The sequence below is a fragment of the Robiginitalea sediminis genome (genome assembly GCF_002198115.1).
GTDB classification, from domain to species: Bacteria; Bacteroidota; Bacteroidia; order Flavobacteriales; family Flavobacteriaceae; genus Robiginitalea; species Robiginitalea sediminis.
Genome location: NZ_NGNR01000002.1, coordinates 545,602 through 560,766, shown reverse-complemented (window position 1 = coordinate 560,766; position 15,165 = coordinate 545,602). Strand labels below are relative to the sequence as shown.

General features: G+C 53.6%; 17 protein-coding genes. 13 read left to right on the top strand and 4 right to left on the bottom strand.

Annotated elements, in window-relative coordinates; all coding sequences use genetic code 11:
* Nucleotides 1–6 precede the first annotated feature (6 nt).
* From hisD to CA832_RS08660, 10 genes are read left to right on the top strand one after another with little or no spacing between them, the layout of a single operon-like run.
* On the top strand, nucleotides 7–1,308 hold the full coding sequence (hisD, locus tag CA832_RS08705) for a histidinol dehydrogenase (RefSeq protein WP_088341423.1): 1,302 nt from the start codon (nucleotides 7–9) through the stop codon (nucleotides 1,306–1,308).
* Entirely contained in the window at nucleotides 1,305–2,375 is a 1,071-nt protein-coding gene (gene hisC / locus CA832_RS08700) for a histidinol-phosphate transaminase (RefSeq protein ID WP_088341185.1), read from the top strand. The genes hisD and hisC overlap by 4 nt, the downstream gene beginning before the upstream one ends.
* Nucleotides 2,362–3,501, top strand: a complete 1,140-nt coding sequence (gene hisB, locus CA832_RS08695; RefSeq protein WP_088341184.1) for a bifunctional histidinol-phosphatase/imidazoleglycerol-phosphate dehydratase HisB — start codon at nucleotides 2,362–2,364, stop codon at nucleotides 3,499–3,501. The genes hisC and hisB overlap by 14 nt, the downstream gene beginning before the upstream one ends.
* Nucleotides 3,502–3,508: 7 nt before the next feature.
* Nucleotides 3,509–4,090, top strand: coding sequence for an imidazole glycerol phosphate synthase subunit HisH (gene hisH, locus CA832_RS08690; protein WP_088341183.1), 582 nt, complete (start codon nucleotides 3,509–3,511; stop codon nucleotides 4,088–4,090).
* Nucleotides 4,087–4,815: a 1-(5-phosphoribosyl)-5-[(5-phosphoribosylamino)methylideneamino]imidazole-4-carboxamide isomerase gene (gene hisA / locus CA832_RS08685; RefSeq protein WP_088341182.1), complete on the top strand. Its 729-nt coding sequence runs from the start codon at nucleotides 4,087–4,089 to the stop codon at nucleotides 4,813–4,815. Before hisH ends, hisA begins: the two co-directional genes overlap by 4 nt.
* Nucleotides 4,808–5,344 carry a DinB family protein gene (locus CA832_RS08680; protein ID WP_088341181.1) on the top strand — a complete coding sequence of 179 codons (537 nt, stop codon included), beginning with the start codon at nucleotides 4,808–4,810 and terminating at the stop codon, nucleotides 5,342–5,344. The genes hisA and CA832_RS08680 overlap by 8 nt, the downstream gene beginning before the upstream one ends.
* Nucleotides 5,338–6,093 carry an imidazole glycerol phosphate synthase subunit HisF gene (hisF, locus tag CA832_RS08675; RefSeq protein WP_088341180.1) on the top strand — a complete coding sequence of 252 codons (756 nt, stop codon included), beginning with the start codon at nucleotides 5,338–5,340 and terminating at the stop codon, nucleotides 6,091–6,093. The genes CA832_RS08680 and hisF overlap by 7 nt, the downstream gene beginning before the upstream one ends.
* A gap of 10 nt (nucleotides 6,094–6,103) precedes the next feature.
* Entirely contained in the window at nucleotides 6,104–6,715 is a 612-nt protein-coding gene (hisIE, locus tag CA832_RS08670) for a bifunctional phosphoribosyl-AMP cyclohydrolase/phosphoribosyl-ATP diphosphatase HisIE (protein WP_088341179.1), read from the top strand.
* Between the two features lie 57 nt (nucleotides 6,716–6,772).
* Entirely contained in the window at nucleotides 6,773–7,915 is a 1,143-nt protein-coding gene (locus CA832_RS08665) for a vWA domain-containing protein (protein ID WP_088341178.1), read from the top strand.
* A 10-nt stretch (nucleotides 7,916–7,925) separates the two neighbouring features.
* Nucleotides 7,926–9,404, top strand: coding sequence for an AAA family ATPase (locus tag CA832_RS08660; RefSeq protein WP_088341177.1), 1,479 nt, complete (start codon nucleotides 7,926–7,928; stop codon nucleotides 9,402–9,404).
* A gap of 63 nt (nucleotides 9,405–9,467) precedes the next feature.
* Here the strand turns inward: CA832_RS08660 and CA832_RS08655 are convergent, their stop codons facing one another.
* Nucleotides 9,468–9,968, bottom strand: coding sequence for a hypothetical protein (locus CA832_RS08655; protein ID WP_233131774.1), 501 nt, complete (start codon nucleotides 9,966–9,968; stop codon nucleotides 9,468–9,470).
* 264 nt (nucleotides 9,969–10,232) lie between these two features.
* On the opposite strand from CA832_RS08655, the gene CA832_RS08650 reads away from it, so the two are divergent.
* Entirely contained in the window at nucleotides 10,233–11,048 is an 816-nt protein-coding gene (locus tag CA832_RS08650; RefSeq protein ID WP_088341176.1) for a tRNA pseudouridine synthase A, read from the top strand.
* A 2-nt stretch (nucleotides 11,049–11,050) separates the two neighbouring features.
* The gene (corA, locus tag CA832_RS08645) at nucleotides 11,051–12,145 is read left to right on the top strand and encodes a magnesium/cobalt transporter CorA (RefSeq protein WP_088341175.1); all 1,095 of its coding nucleotides are present in this window, start codon (nucleotides 11,051–11,053) and stop codon (nucleotides 12,143–12,145) included.
* A gap of 27 nt (nucleotides 12,146–12,172) precedes the next feature.
* On the opposite strand, the gene cysM is transcribed toward corA, so the two are convergent.
* Nucleotides 12,173–13,060: a cysteine synthase CysM gene (gene cysM / locus CA832_RS08640; protein ID WP_088341174.1), complete on the bottom strand. Its 888-nt coding sequence runs from the start codon at nucleotides 13,058–13,060 to the stop codon at nucleotides 12,173–12,175.
* A complete protein-coding gene (gene epsC / locus CA832_RS08635; protein ID WP_088341173.1) occupies nucleotides 13,050–13,841 on the bottom strand; it encodes a serine O-acetyltransferase EpsC in 792 nt (263 codons plus the stop codon). The genes cysM and epsC overlap by 11 nt, the downstream gene beginning before the upstream one ends.
* Nucleotides 13,842–13,954: 113 nt before the next feature.
* Here epsC and CA832_RS08630 point away from each other — a divergent pair, with 113 nt between their 5' ends.
* Nucleotides 13,955–14,632 carry a DUF2461 domain-containing protein gene (locus CA832_RS08630; RefSeq protein WP_088341172.1) on the top strand — a complete coding sequence of 226 codons (678 nt, stop codon included), beginning with the start codon at nucleotides 13,955–13,957 and terminating at the stop codon, nucleotides 14,630–14,632.
* Here the strand turns inward: CA832_RS08630 and CA832_RS08625 are convergent.
* Entirely contained in the window at nucleotides 14,618–15,028 is a 411-nt protein-coding gene (locus tag CA832_RS08625; protein ID WP_088341171.1) for a glyoxalase, read from the bottom strand. The two genes, CA832_RS08630 and CA832_RS08625, sit on opposite strands and share 15 nt — an antisense overlap.
* Nucleotides 15,029–15,165 lie beyond the last annotated feature (137 nt).

Sequence of the window (15,165 nt, the reverse complement as noted above, 5' to 3'; positions counted from 1 at the left end):
GGGAGGATGAACATAATCAAGTACCCTTTAAAAGACTCCTGGCCAGCGCTTTTGGAACGCCCCAAGGAAGACCAGAGCTCCATGGATGCCCTGGTGCAGGAGGTTTTTGAAAATGTAAGGCAAAAGGGAGATTCGGCTGTACTGGAGTACACCCGTTTGTATGATAAGGTCGCTTTGGAATCCCTGCGGCTCGAGAGGCCTGCCCTTCAGGCTAGGGCCGACGAGTTGGATCCGGAGTTGAAGGAAGCCATCGATACGGCTTACGGAAATATTGAGGCCTTCCACCTGGCCCAGCGTACGGATAGGGTGTCGGTGGAAACCTGTCCGGGGGTCATGTGCTGGCAGGAAAAGAAACCCCTGGAAAAAGTGGGGATCTACATCCCCGGGGGGAGTGCCCCCTTGTTTTCCACAGTCCTTATGCTGGCCCTTCCGGCCCGGATTGCGGGCTGTCCTGAAATAGTGCTTTGTTCGCCTCCCGGGGCCGATGGCACCCTGCACCCTGCCATTTGCTATGCCGCCCTTAAATGCGGCGTAACTACCGTGTGTACAGCAGGAGGGATCCAGGCCGTTGCAGCCCTTACCCTGGGCACGGAATCCATCCCCGCCGTTCATAAAATTTTCGGTCCCGGGAATCAATATGTAACCCAGGCCAAACAGTGGGCTACCCGGTTGGGTGTTGCCATCGATATGCCGGCAGGCCCCAGCGAGTTACTCGTGGTTGCCGACGCCACAGCCCAACCGGAATTCATAGCGGCAGACCTGCTCAGCCAGGCGGAACACGGCCCGGACAGCCAGGTACTATTACTTACAGACAACGAGACATTGCCGGAACTGGTGAACCAGGCCATTGCGCGGCAACTACCGGAACTTCCCAGGCGGGAAATTGCGTCCAAAGCCCTGGGTAATAGCAGAGCCATCCTCCTGCGCAACCGGGAACAACTTTGCGATATGGTCAACGCCTATGCCCCGGAACACCTGATTATCGCCCACAGGGAAGAAGACTACCTCCTGGAGGGGCTGCGCCACGCCGGTTCCGTATTCCTGGGGAATTACACACCGGAGAGTGCAGGGGACTATGCCTCGGGCACCAACCATACCCTGCCCACTAATGGCTATGCCCGGCAGTACAGCGGGGTAAACCTGGATCATTTCACAAAAGCCATTACCTACCAGCGCATTAGCGCGGAAGGGATTCGCGGACTGGGACCGGCCATTGAAACCATGGCTGCAGCCGAAGGCCTGGAGGCCCACCGCAATGCGGTTACCCTCCGCTTACAGTACCTCGAAAACAAAGGAAAAGGACAATGAAGCAAAGCAGTAGAATTTCGGGATGGGTCCGAAAGACGGTTCAGGGGCTGAGCCCATATGCCTCCGCACGAAGCGAATTCAGCGAGACTGGGGAATCTGTAGTGCTGCTGGACGCCAATGAGAGCCCGTTCGAAAATGGGATCAACCGGTACCCGGACCCTTTACAACGCCAGTTAAAAGCACTCCTGGCGGCGCAAATGGGGGTGGACCCCGGGCATATGCTCCTTGGGAACGGAAGCGATGAAGTCCTCGACCTGGTTTTCCGGGTATTTTGTGAACCCAATACCGATGCTGTTATAACCCTGCCACCCACTTTCGGGATGTTTAAGGTGTTGGCTGGCATCAATGCCATAACGAATATTGAAGTTCCCCTGGACCCGGACTTCCAACCGGATGTTCCGGCCATCCTGGAGGCTTCGGGCCCCCGGACCAAGGTCCTGTTCCTGTGTTCCCCCAACAACCCTACGGGAAATGTAGCAGAACCCGACCGCGTACGGCAATTGCTGGATGCTTTTCCCGGGCTGGTGGTAGTAGATGAGGCCTACATACAGTTTGCTTCCGGTCCTGGTCTGGAACGTTGGTTGGAACAATACGACAACCTGATTATTACCAGGACCCTTTCCAAGGCCTATGGTATGGCTGGTATCCGGTTGGGGATGTGTCTGGCCCACCCGGAGGTCATAGGGTATATGAACCGGATTAAACTCCCCTACAACGTAAATGAACTGACCCAGCGCCGGGCCCTGGAAGCCCTTCGCGATAAGGCACAATTCCAACACAATGTGGAGGTGATCCTCTCCGAGCGCAACAGGTTGGCTGCTTATTTTGAGCGCTGCCCTATAGTGGAGAAAGTCTTCCCGTCTGAGGCCAATTTCCTCCTGGTGCGTGTAGATGATGCCGCCCTGAGATACCGCCAACTTGTGGATGCCGGCATTGTGGTTCGCAACCGCTCCGGGCAGTTACGTTGTGAAAACACCCTTCGCATTACAGTAGGTACACCTGAAGAAAACAATCGCCTAATGGCTGTAGTTGATCGTTTGAAATCCATCGAAAATGAAAAAGCGTAAAATCCTGTTTATCGACCGGGACGGTACCCTGATCCGCGAGCCGGAAGATGAACAAATCGATTCCTTTGAGAAACTCGACTTCCTTCCGGGGGTCTTCCGGTACCTGGGTCGTCTAGTCCGGGAACTCGATTATGACCTGGTTATGGTCACCAACCAGGACGGCTTGGGTACCCAGGCGTTTCCAGAGGAGGCCTTCTGGCCGGTCCAGGATTTTATGGTAAAGGCATTTGAAGCAGAAGGGATCTTTTTCAAAGGGGTCCATATAGACCGTACCTTCCCGGCGGACCGTGCAGATACCCGTAAACCCGGGACAGGACTTTTAACGGAATACTTCGGGCCCGAGTACGACCTGGCAGGCAGCTATGTGATTGGGGACCGGCTTACGGATATGGAACTTGCCCGCAATCTAGGGGCTAAAGGTCTGTTCCTGAACAGCCACCCCCAGCTCGGGGCAGGGGAGGTTCAGATTTCCGGGGATGAGCTCCAATCGAGCATTGCCTGGGAAGGTGCTCACTGGGAAGGTATCTACCAATTCCTGAAGCTTGGGAGCCGAAAAGCCGAAGTGAAGCGCAAGACCGCTGAAACCGATATCCTGATAGACCTGAACCTCGATGGCAGCGGCAGGAGTGATATCCAGACCGGACTGGCCTTTTTTGACCATATGTTGGATCAGTTGGCACGTCACGGTCAGATGGACCTGCGAATCCGGGTGAAAGGTGACCTGCACGTAGACGAACACCATACCATAGAGGATACGGCCATTGCCCTGGGCCAGGCTTTTGACCGGGCAATAGGTTCCAAGGTGGGGATGGAACGCTATGGGTTTACCCTGCCTATGGACGACTGCCTGGCCCAGGTCGCCCTCGATTTCGGTGGGCGCAGCTGGTTGGTCTGGGACACCGATTTCCGCCGCGAGAAAATAGGGGACATGCCAACGGAGATGTTTATGCACTTCTTCAAGTCCTTTGCAGACAGTGCCAGGGCCAACCTGAATATCCAGGCCGAAGGCCAGAATGAACACCATAAGATTGAAGCCATTTTCAAAGCTTTTGCCAAGGCGGTTAAAATGGCGGTAAAACGGGATCCGGACCGCATGGTCCTGCCTTCTACCAAGGGATTGTTATAACTGCAATATGGACGTAGTAATAATTGATTACGGAGCCGGAAACATCCAGAGTATTCGCTTTGCCTTCGAGCGCATGGGAATCCACCCGGAACTCAGTGACAGTGCGGAGCGGATTTCCCGGGCAGACCGGGTTATTTTCCCGGGGGTAGGGGAAGCTGCCAGCGCCATGGCTAAACTCCAACGTTCAGGTTTGGATACTTTGCTTCCGGAATTACAGCAACCCGTCTTGGGGATCTGCCTGGGCATGCAGCTTATGTGCCGGTATTCGGAGGAAGGGGATACCCCCGGCCTTGGTATATTCGACACAGTCGTGCGGCGGTTTACCCCTGGCCTCAAAGTCCCCCAGATCGGATGGAACAACATTTCAAACCTCAAATCCCCATTATTTAAAGGAGTAGAGGAAGGTTCTTATATCTACCTGGTCCATAGCTACTATGCCCCCCTTTGCCCGGAAACCGTTGCAGAAAGCGATTACGGGCTGGCGTATAGTGCAGCCCTTGCCCGGGAGAACTTTTACGGCGTGCAATTCCATCCGGAGAAAAGCAGCAGGGTAGGAGCCAAAATCCTTCAGAATTTTATTGAACTATGAGGATCATCCCAGCTATTGATATCATTGGAGGTAAATGCGTGAGGCTTACCAAAGGGGACTATGCCACCCAGAAAACATATTCTGAGGATCCGCTGGAAATGGCAAAAGCCTTTGAAGACCACGGGGTAGCTTACCTGCACCTGGTAGACCTCGATGGCGCCCGGCAGGCACACGTGGTAAACCATCGTGTCCTGGAACGGATCGCGGCCCATACCTCGCTGAAAATCGATTTTGGTGGCGGCCTTAAATCCGAAGATGACCTCCGCATTGCCTTCGAATGCGGGGCTGCACAGGTTACCGGCGGCAGTATTGCCGTAAAGGACCCGGAGACGTTCCTGGGTTGGGTAAACAGGCATGGAGGGGAGCGCATCATCCTCGGGGCGGATGCCCATAATGGCAAAATAGCGGTTTCGGGTTGGCAGGAATCCAGCTCCCTGGCCCTGGAGCCATTTGTTATGGGATACCTGGACAAAGGCCTCTCCTATGTGGTCTGTACGGATATCAGCAAGGACGGAATGCTGGAAGGCCCTGCTGCCGGGCTTTACAGGGATCTCCTGGCTGCAGCCTCGGGGAAAGATCTCCGGCTGATTGCCAGCGGGGGAATCCGCAGCACGGAAGACCTCCGTGAACTGGCCGCTATAGGCTGCGAGGGAGCCATAGTGGGGAAGGCCATCTACGAGGGTAGAATCCCTTTAAAAGAACTTTTAAACTGGAACAATGAGTAACCAGGCAATACCCGAAGAGCTATGGCTGGCCGATTTCAAGTCGAACGCCATATACCGGATTGAGGAGTCCACCCGGATGATCCGAAAGGCCCTGGAACACCTGCCGGATAACGCCTTTTGGTGGCGACCCAATCCGGCCTCCAACGCTGTGGGTCACCTAATACTCCACCTATGCGGGAACATGCGGCAGTATGTGGTAAGCGGGTTGGGAGGTGCGCCCGATGTACGGGAAAGGAATTTGGAATTTGAACCGGAGGCACAACCGACCCCGGAAGAAACCTGGCAAAGGTACCTGGAAACCGTGGCCTCGGTGACGGAAACGATCCGTGACTCCAGGGAAGAAGCCTACCTGAAAGAACGCACCGTACAGGGGTTCCGGATGAGTGGGATCGGGATGGTCCTGCACGCTGTGGAGCACCTGAGTTACCACACCGGGCAGATAGCCTATGCGGTTAAAGCCAAACAGGACCAGGACCTCGGCTTTTATCAGGGGGTAGACCTGGAGCAAAAAAATGAGGAGACATGCTAACCAAGCGAATCATCCCCTGCCTCGATATCAAAGATGGCAGGACGGTAAAGGGGATCAATTTCGTAGACCTGAGGGATGCCGGCGACCCGGTAGAACTGGCAGCAGCCTATGCCCGACAGGGAGCAGATGAGCTCGTATTCCTGGATATCGCCGCCACTGAGGAAAACCGTGGAACCCTTGCAGAACTGGTACGGCATGTAGCAGAGCAAATCGATATACCCTTTACGGTTGGGGGTGGTATATCCTCCGAAAGCCATGTGGAAACCCTTTTACACAACGGAGCAGACAAAGTTTCACTTAATTCTGCTGCCGTGCGCAACCCGGACCTGATAGACAGCCTTGCCAAAAAATACGGATCCCAGTGTATTGTGGTGGCCCTGGACGCGAAGTGGGTGGAGGGGCAATGGTTGATCCACCTGGTAGGCGGAAAAGTACCGACCGAAGTGGAACTGTTCTCCTGGGCACGGGAAGTGGTAGACCGGGGTGCCGGGGAGCTGCTTTTCACAAGCATGGACCACGACGGGACCAAAAATGGCTTTGCCAATGAAGCCCTGGCCCGGATGTCGGAAGAGGTCACGGTCCCTGTAATCGCCTCGGGAGGAGCCGGTACCCGGGCGCATTTTGCCGATGCGTTTCTGGAGGGCAAGGCCGATGCCGCCCTTGCTGCCAGCGTATTCCATTTTAATGAAATCCCCATACCAGACCTAAAACAGTACCTGAGCCAAAAGGGGATTCCGGTCAGGCTTTAAAAAAGAACCTATGAGAGCGATTGATTATGATAAATCCGGGGGACTCGTCCCCGCCATTATACAGGATGCAGACACGGGCACTGTACTGATGCTGGGATACATGAACCGGGAAGCCCTGGAGAAAACCCGGGAATCAGGACGTGTCACTTTTTACAGCCGCAGCAAGCAGCGGCTCTGGACAAAAGGGGAAAGCAGTGGCAACTACCTGGAATTTGTGGAATACCTCATAGACTGCGATGGGGATGCCCTCCTGGTAAAGGCCCGCCCTCAGGGGCCGGTATGCCACACCGGTACAGACACCTGCTGGTCCCAGCCAAACCATAGCGGCCATGCCTTCCTGGCACAACTTGAAGCGGTTATTGCCCAACGAAAAGCATCCCTGGGAACGGAGTCCAACAGTTATGTAGCCTCCCTTTTTGAAAAAGGGGTCCCCAAAATAGCCCAAAAAGTAGGGGAGGAGGCTGTGGAAACGGTTATTGAGGCCATGGATAATAACCCGGATCATTTCCTGGGAGAAAGTGCCGACCTGGTATTCCATCTGCTCGTGCTGCTGCAAGCCAAAGGTTTTACCCTGAAAGACGTCCTCGGGGTGCTGGAAGCCCGGCACCGGGAAAGTCGTTAAGATTTCGCAAACGGTTTTCGCACTGGCCTCCAATTGTCGTATTTTTAGGATCAGGCTATGGAGAGAAGAACAGGATTCCGCTTTACGGCTTACGAGGCTCCGGAAAAGAGCCCCTTCGATAAGCTATTCGATATCTTCCAGGAACTGATTACCCATACTTCGGGCGATGTGGACGAGGCCCTGGATTGGTTGCGGCAACTGGACGAGGAGTACAGCCTCACCGACGAATCCTACACCATAGAAGACTTCATAGAGGACCTCAAAGCCAAGGGCTTTTTGCGGGAAGAACCCCGGTTCGGCCCCGAAGGTGAGGGGGAAGGGGAACCCACAGACCGGGACCTCAGTATGACCCCAAAACTAGAGCGGATGCTCCGCCAACGCGCCTTGGACCAGATTTTCGGCAAACTCAAGCGCCGCGGCAGTGGCGACCACCGCACTGGCAAGGCAGGACCAGGGGATGAGCATACGGGCGATTTCAGGGCTTACCGTTTCGGGGATAGTCTGGAAAGTATCTCCATGACTGAGAGCCTGCGCAATGCACAGGTCAATCATGGGATGGATAGTTTCAGGCTCGATGAAAGTGACCTGGTAGTGGAAGACACCCACTTTAAGGCACAGATGAGTACAGTGCTGATGATCGATATCAGCCACAGCATGATCCTCTATGGGGAAGACCGCATAACCCCGGCCAAAAAAGTAGCCATGGCCCTGGCCGAACTCATCACCACCCGCTACCCCAAGGATACCCTCGACATCCTGGTTTTTGGCAATGATGCCTGGCCCATTAGCGTAAAGGAATTGCCGTACCTTACCGTAGGGCCCTACCACACCAATACGGTGGCGGGCCTTCAGCTCGCCATGGACCTGTTGCGTCGTAAGCGCAACACCAATAAACAGATTTTTATGATTACAGACGGCAAGCCTTCCTGTCTGCGCTTGCCGGATGGCAGCTATTATAAGAACAGTGTAGGCCTGGATGAGTTTATCGTGGAGAAGTGCTACAACATGGCCAGTCAGGCCCGTAAACTCCATATCCCCATCACTACTTTTATGATTGCCCGCGACCCCTACCTCATGCAGTTCGTCCGGCATTTTACCGAGGCCAACAAAGGCAAGGCCCTCTTTACAGGGCTTAAGGGGTTAGGGGAAATGATTTTTGAAGACTATGAGACCAACCGCAAAAAACGCTTGCGGGGATAATATTTACGCTATGAACGAAAGACATTCGGAACCGCCAAAAATCAAAACCCTGGGGGAGCTTATAGCTTCGGGGTATACTCCTCGCCCTATCCGGGACGAAATCCGTGAAAACCTGATTGCCCGGATCCAGGCAAACCAGCCCGCCTTTGAAGGGGTCTGGGGGTATGAAAATACGGTGATCCCCCAACTGGAACAAGCCTTGCTTTCGCGCCATCACATCAACCTGCTGGGGTTGCGCGGACAGGCCAAAACCCGTATGGCCCGCCTCATGGTAGGGTTGCTCGATGAGTGGATGCCGGAAGTGGAAGGGTCTGAAATCCACGACGACCCCTTTCGCCCTTTATCCCGGTTTGCCCGGGAAACCGTGGCCGAGCTGGGAGATAAAACCCCTGTAGCCTGGGTACACCGCAGCGAGCGCTTCTATGAAAAGCTGGCGACGCCGGATGTTACCGTTGCCGATCTCATAGGCGATGTAGACCCGATTAAGGCTGCCAACCTGAAACTTTCCTACGCCGATGACCGGGTCATCCACTTTGGGATGATTCCCAGGGCCAACCGCTGTATCTTCTGTATCAATGAACTCCCGGATTTGCAATCGCGCATACAGGTGGCGCTCTTCAATATCCTGGAAGAGGGCGATGTCCAGATACGCGGCTTTAAGGTCCGCCTGCCCCTGGACCTGCAATTTGTCTTTACCGCCAACCCGGAAGACTACACAAACAGGGGTAGTATTGTAACCCCGCTGAAGGACCGGATCGGCTCTCAGATTCTCACGCATTATCCGGAGGATATTGCAACAGCCCGCCGCATTACCGAGCAGGAAGCGGGGCTTACGGAGAGCCAGGCCAGGGGGATCCACCTTGCGGATCCCGCCCGCGACTTGTTGGAGCAAATCAGTTTTGAGGCACGGGAAAGCGACTTTGTGGACCGCAAAAGCGGGGTTAGCGCCCGCACCAGTATTACGGCCCTGGAAAACCTGGTGAGCACGGCCGAGCGGCGTATGCTCCGCAACGGGGAGTCGGAGACCTGGGTCAGACTGGGAGATTTTATGGGTGTTATCCCTGCCGTTACAGGTAAAATCGAATTGGTATACGAAGGGGAGCAGGAAGGTGCCGACGCGGTTGCGCAGCACCTGATTGAAGAGGCGGTAAAGTCCAGTTTCACTGAGTATTTTCCCGAAATCCGGAAGTTGGAGCACAAAGATGTGCCTTCTCCCTACGACGATCTGGTGCATTGGTTTTTCGAAGGTGAAGGCCTGGAATTGCACGACGACTTAAGCGATTCGGCCTACCGGGACCTGCTGGACAGTGTAGCACCCTTAGGAAAGTTGATGGATGCCCACCAGCCTGAGGCCGATTCCCAGACGCGTTACTTCCTTATGGAATTGCTGCTCTGGGGGTTGGTAGCACACGAAAAACTAAGTAAGCGAAGGTTCTCGGACGGGTATCAGTTCAAGGACTTGTACGGGAACTACATCCGGGGGCTTTGAAAAAGAAAAACCCCCGGGGGTGTTCGGGGGTTTTCTCGCCACAACAAATGGATTCCGGGCCGCTTAAGGCCAGGAATCAATATTTTCATTAATCTGGTCGAAATCGTAGATGCCAACCCGTTCCTTCCGGTGCTGGAATGTGGTTAGGGTAAGGAGTACCAACAGGATTTGGAGCGCCAGGATCAGGCTTCCTACGGGCAAAAAAGTGTCCGGGATAATATGGGCACTGTAATCGGCATAGCTCGACAGGATATAGGCCGTGTCTGCACACTTGAACACATAGATAATCAGCAGGGCATACATGCCGTATTCCACATTGCGAAGCGGCAGGTCCGGATACTCTCCCTCCCGGATCTTAAAGGAAATGGCATACAGGTACACATAGTGCAGTACGGTAAGTACCGGGAAAATATAATTATCTATCTTCAGCAGGTAAAACTGGTTGGAATACAATCCGTAAAAGCCAAAGACAATCAGTACAGGCAGCAGGATCGCACTGAGATAAAAACAGGCTTTCCAGGGCACCAATGCGGTCAGGAATGAAGGTCGTGTGTGGGGTCGCACCGTTTGGGAACTTTTGTTTCAATACCAGAACGCCTCCCCATTTTGAATATTTCAGACGATTCGACGAACGGCAGCGAATGTTGTAAACGGTCTTTATCCTGTGGTGAGGAATCTGCTAGGGCAGGTTTTCCTTCCCACTTGTAGACACCTATGTCCAGGTACACTTACCGGAACAAATGCGTCCCCAAGAGGGGAACAATGCTGTTTCATGCGGGGAGAGCCAGTCATGTTTTAAGTACCTTTGAGTGAGAAAGGAAGAATGCCATGGACCCACCCCCTCTCCATTATTATGTAATGCGCATCCAGTTCCTGGGCTTCCGCTACCATGGTTGGCAACACCAGCCAGGGGTTCAGACAGTGGAGGGTATGCTTCGGAAAACCGTGCGTTTTATCCTTCCCGGGCGCACCTTCAGAATATTGGGGGCAGGCAGGACCGATGCCCGGGTATCCAGCGAAGATTTCGCCTTACAACTAATGATAAAGGATGGTCCCGAGCCCGACCTGGATCTCCTGCGGGAAGACCTGACCAAGAACCTTCCCCCGGATATCCGTCTGGTGGAAATATACCCGGTTGCTCAGTCGTTCAATGTCATCCGGGATTGCCGCCAAAAGACCTACCGCTATTTGTTTGCCTACGGAGCACCCTGTCATCCTTACTGTTCCCCTTTTCTGGGTTTTTTCAGGGAGGAGCTGGACCTGGTATCTATGCAGGAGGCTGCCCCCTTGTTCGAAGGGACGCACTGTTTTGAAGCCTTTACAGCCGGGGAGGCCAACGCCAAGCGAAAGCTTACGAGGACTGTTGAGAAAAGTCGCATCCTGCCCAATACCTTTATTAAGGCATCCTTTATGCCCCCAAAAACCTATGCGTTTGAAATAACCGCTTCCGGTTTTGGCAGACATCAGGTGCGCCTGATGATGGCCGCCCTTGTAGATGTGGGGCGCGGGGTCATTGGCCGGGAAGTCCTCTCTGGGGTATTGGAAGGGAAATCGGACTGGAAACCCACCCATATCACCCCCGCTTCCGGCCTGCATTTGTGTGAAACCCGGTTTGACCCCATCACCAAAAACCCTAAATTGTAAACATGGCAAAGCGAAAGATCATGAGTCCTAAAATCCGTAAAGTACTCCCAAGCCGCCGGCATAAGAAATTGGGGAAGGCACCCGGAAGCATCATATATATGGGCAACCGGGAAGGACAGCAAACCCGGATTGAAAAGATTGTTTTTGGGGAGGACCACTATGAGGCATCCGAAGTAGAGAACCTGCCCAAGCTCAATGGTACAGGGCTGGAAGGTACCACGGAATGGATCAATGTCATCGGGGTAAGCGATGAGGCCTTAATGGACGCGCTGGGCCGTAAAATTGGCCTGAACAGCCTGGTTGTGGAAGATATTACCAATACCGAGCAGCGGCCCAAGGTAGACGAATACCCGGACCATATTTTCGGGGTGTTTAAAATGCTTTACCTCAACCCGGAAGGGGCGGTGGTAAAGGAACACATGGCGATAGTCCTTACCCAAAACCGGGTTTATCTGTTCCAGGAAGTGGAACACGATGTTTTCGATGGGGTCCGCAAGCGCATCGAGGAGAAATCGGGCCGGATCCGCAGCAGGGGGGCAGACTACCTGTTTTTCGCCCTCCTGGACGCCATAATCGATAATTATTTTCTCGTCCTGGAGGCCACCGAAAGACAAATAGACACCCTGGAACACGAGGTCTTCGACCAGCCCACGCAGCAAACCGCCTACCAGATCCAGCAGCTGCGGCGGGAGATTATTTCCCTTAGAGGGTTTATTGTACCGGTTAAGGATATCGTCTACCGTCTGATACAGACCGAGTCTCCCCTGATTACCCAGGATACGCGGTTATTCCTTAAGGATGCCCTGGACCATGCCACGGAGATTTATGAAACCCTGCAAATACAGCGGGAAATGGTTCTGAGCCTTATGGAAATGTATATGAGCAGTGTGAGTAACCGGATGAACGAGGTGATGAAGGTGCTCACCATTATGGCCTCCATCTTCATTCCTCTGTCCTTTATTGCGGGTGTTTATGGGATGAATTTCAGCTATATGCCCGAACTGCAGTGGGAGCACGGATACTTCTTTGTGCTGGGGCTCATGCTGGCCCTTTTAATAGGTATGCTGGTCTATTTCCGCAGGAAAGGATGGCTGTAAACCTCTGACTCCCTTACGAAACAGGTCCTACTGTTCAAACAGGTCGGAAGACAAGTACCGATCTCCCCGGTCGCAGACGATGGATACCAGTACCCCCTCGTCCAATTCTTGCGCCAGCCGTTCTGCGGCCGCGGCAGCGCCCCCGCTACTCATCCCGGCAAATATCCCTTCTTCGGAGGCAAGTCTGCGGCTCATGGCCACAGCCTCGTCCTGGGTCACCTCCAGGATGCGGTCTACACGGGTAGGATCGTAAATTTTGGGCAGGTAGGCTTCGGGCCATTTCCGGATACCAGGAATACTCGAGTGGTCATCCGGCTGAACGCCGATTATCTGGATATTGGGATCCATTTCCTTCAGGAAGGCGCTGGTCCCCATTATGGTTCCCGTGGTGCCCATAGAGCTTATAAAATGGGTAACCTGCCCTTGGGTATCGGCCCAGATTTCAGGCCCCGTGGAAAAGTAGTGGGCCTTCCAGTTGTCCGGGTTTCCAAACTGGTTAAGCATCTGGTACCCGGATTCCCGGACTTTCTTTTCAGCGTAGTCCCGACTCCCTTCAATGCCGGCTTCCGCTGGGGTAAGTACCACGCTGGCACCATAGGCCCTCATGGTCTGTACCCGTTCCCGTGTGGCATTCTCGGGCATGACCAATTCGATATGGAGATTGTAAAGCCTGGCAATCATAGCCAGGGCGATCCCGGTGTTTCCACTGGTGGCTTCAATGAGTTTTGAGCCAGGATGAATTTCACCACGTTCAAGACCGCTGCGGATCATGTTCAGGGCCGGTCGGTCCTTGACACTGCCTCCGGGGTTTTGCCCTTCCAGCTTAAAATAGAGTTTTACCCCTGACTTTTGTACAAGGCTGCGGCTCTGTACCAAGGGGGTATTCCCGATCAGGGAAGCGAGATCAGCGGGCATGTTGGGTCTTGATTTTGATTTCCGGGGTGTGAAATACCTTGGAATTCGGAGGGACCGAGGTAGTCAGCCAGGCATTACCCCCAATTATGGAATTGGCCCCCACCACAGTTTCGCCTCCGAGGATGGTAGCATTCGCATAGATGGTCACATTATCCTCTATGGTCGGGTGTCGCTTGGTGTTTTCGAGTTGTTTGGCCACGTAGAGGGCTCCGAGGGTGACCCCCTGGTAGATCTTCACATTGTCCCGGATAATGGCGGTTTCCCCTATGACCACCCCTGTGGCATGGTCTATAAAAAAGGACTTCCCAATGGTTGCCCCCGGGTTTATGTCCACTCCGGTCTGACGGTGGGCATATTCGGTCATCAGGCGCGGAACCAGCGGGAACCCCATTTGATGCAGTTCGTGTGCCAGCCTGTAGATAGCAATGGCGTAAAAGCCCGGGTAAGCCATGTAGACCTCCTCCAGGGAAAGGGAGGCGGGGTCGCAGTCCGCAATTGCCTTGGCATCCAGGTTGAGTTTGTCCAGGATTTCCGGAAGGAGCTTTACATATTTGCCCCATACCTCCCGGCATGGCTTGTCGGGGTGCCAGCAGGCCAGGGAAACCAATTCCTGGAACCGCGTTTCAAGCACAGTGAGGTTGGTGCCTACCTCGGTTTCCTGGTCGAACAGGGTCAGGAACAACAGGTCTGTAAAAGCTTCTGTTTGCTTCTTTAGCCGGAATTTAAGGCAGGGGTTGTTTTTTCGGGATTCGATCAGGGAAATGATGTCCTGGGTTTTCATATCCTATGGGCTTGCTTCCAAAAGTAACTATAAAATAGGACCGCCGTTTTTGGTTTTGCGTAACTTTAGCATTCCTAACCTATGGATTGTATTACTCCTAATCGTAATTACCATTGAAATCTTTCACCCCAGAAGCTCTCGATTTCCTCAAACTCCTAAAAGCCAACAATTCCCGGGAGTGGTTCCATCCGCATAAATCGGAATTCAAAGCCTGCCAGCAGCAGGCAAAGGATTTCTTCAAAGGGATAGAAGAGGACCTCAACACCCACGATTCGATAGAGAAAGCAAAATTGTTCCGTATATACAGGGACATTCGGTTTTCCAATGACAAGACCCCGTTTAACCCTCATTTTGCCTGCTCTTTTTCACGGGCCGGGGCAGAAAGGCGCGGTGGGTACTACCTGAGGGTCAGGCCCGGGGAATCCTTTGCCGCCATTGGGTTCTGGCAGCCCAACCCGCGCGATTTGATGCGCATCCGAAAAGCGCTCCAATACGAAGGGGAGGAATTCAGGGAGGTAATCCAGGATCGTGAATTTGCAGCGGCCTGGGGCCACCTTAAGGGGGATAAAGTCAAAACTGCTCCCAAAGGCTTTACCCGGGATACCGACAACATCGACCTGATCCGGCACAAACAATTCATATTCGTCAGGGAATTCACAGATTCTGAGGTATTGCACCCCGAATTTCCGCAAAGGGTGGGAGCTTTGTTCCTGGCCGCACGGCCCTGGTTTAATCTGATGAGCGAAATCCTGACTACCGACCTGGATGGCCGGTCTTTACTGGACCAGTGAAGGAAGGTCTATGAGTTGCATCTGGTCTTTCAGGCGCTCGATGACCATATGCATCATCCGCTTATTTAAGGCAGATGAGTTCCGGGTGTAGCACTGGTATTCTTCCAGGGTAAACTGCCCGATAATCATGCCTTTTAGGGCATTGCGGAACTTAATGTCCTTCTGGATGGCGTTTTCTATATACCGGGCTTTCCGATCCGGCCCCAGTTCGAAGAACACCCCTTTGTGTTTCATGGAATAGTTGCGGAACGCAGCTATCAACAAGTCATTCTGTAGCTTAATTACCGGCCTCAGGGTGTGGTTTTGAAAACGTTCGTCCTCGGAAGTCTGGGCGGTAATGCTTGCCCCGCTTAGGGTGGGCCTGATGCGAAGCAGGTCTGCCGATCTGTGGCTCATGGCGCAGCGTTTTTATAAAAGTAACGATTAATAATCCGGGCAGGGGGGTGGCGGATAGGAGTTTTTAACGCCTTTATAAACAATGCATCTTCCCGGGCGATTTGCCGATGCGTATCTTTAGGGTATCCAAACCAAAG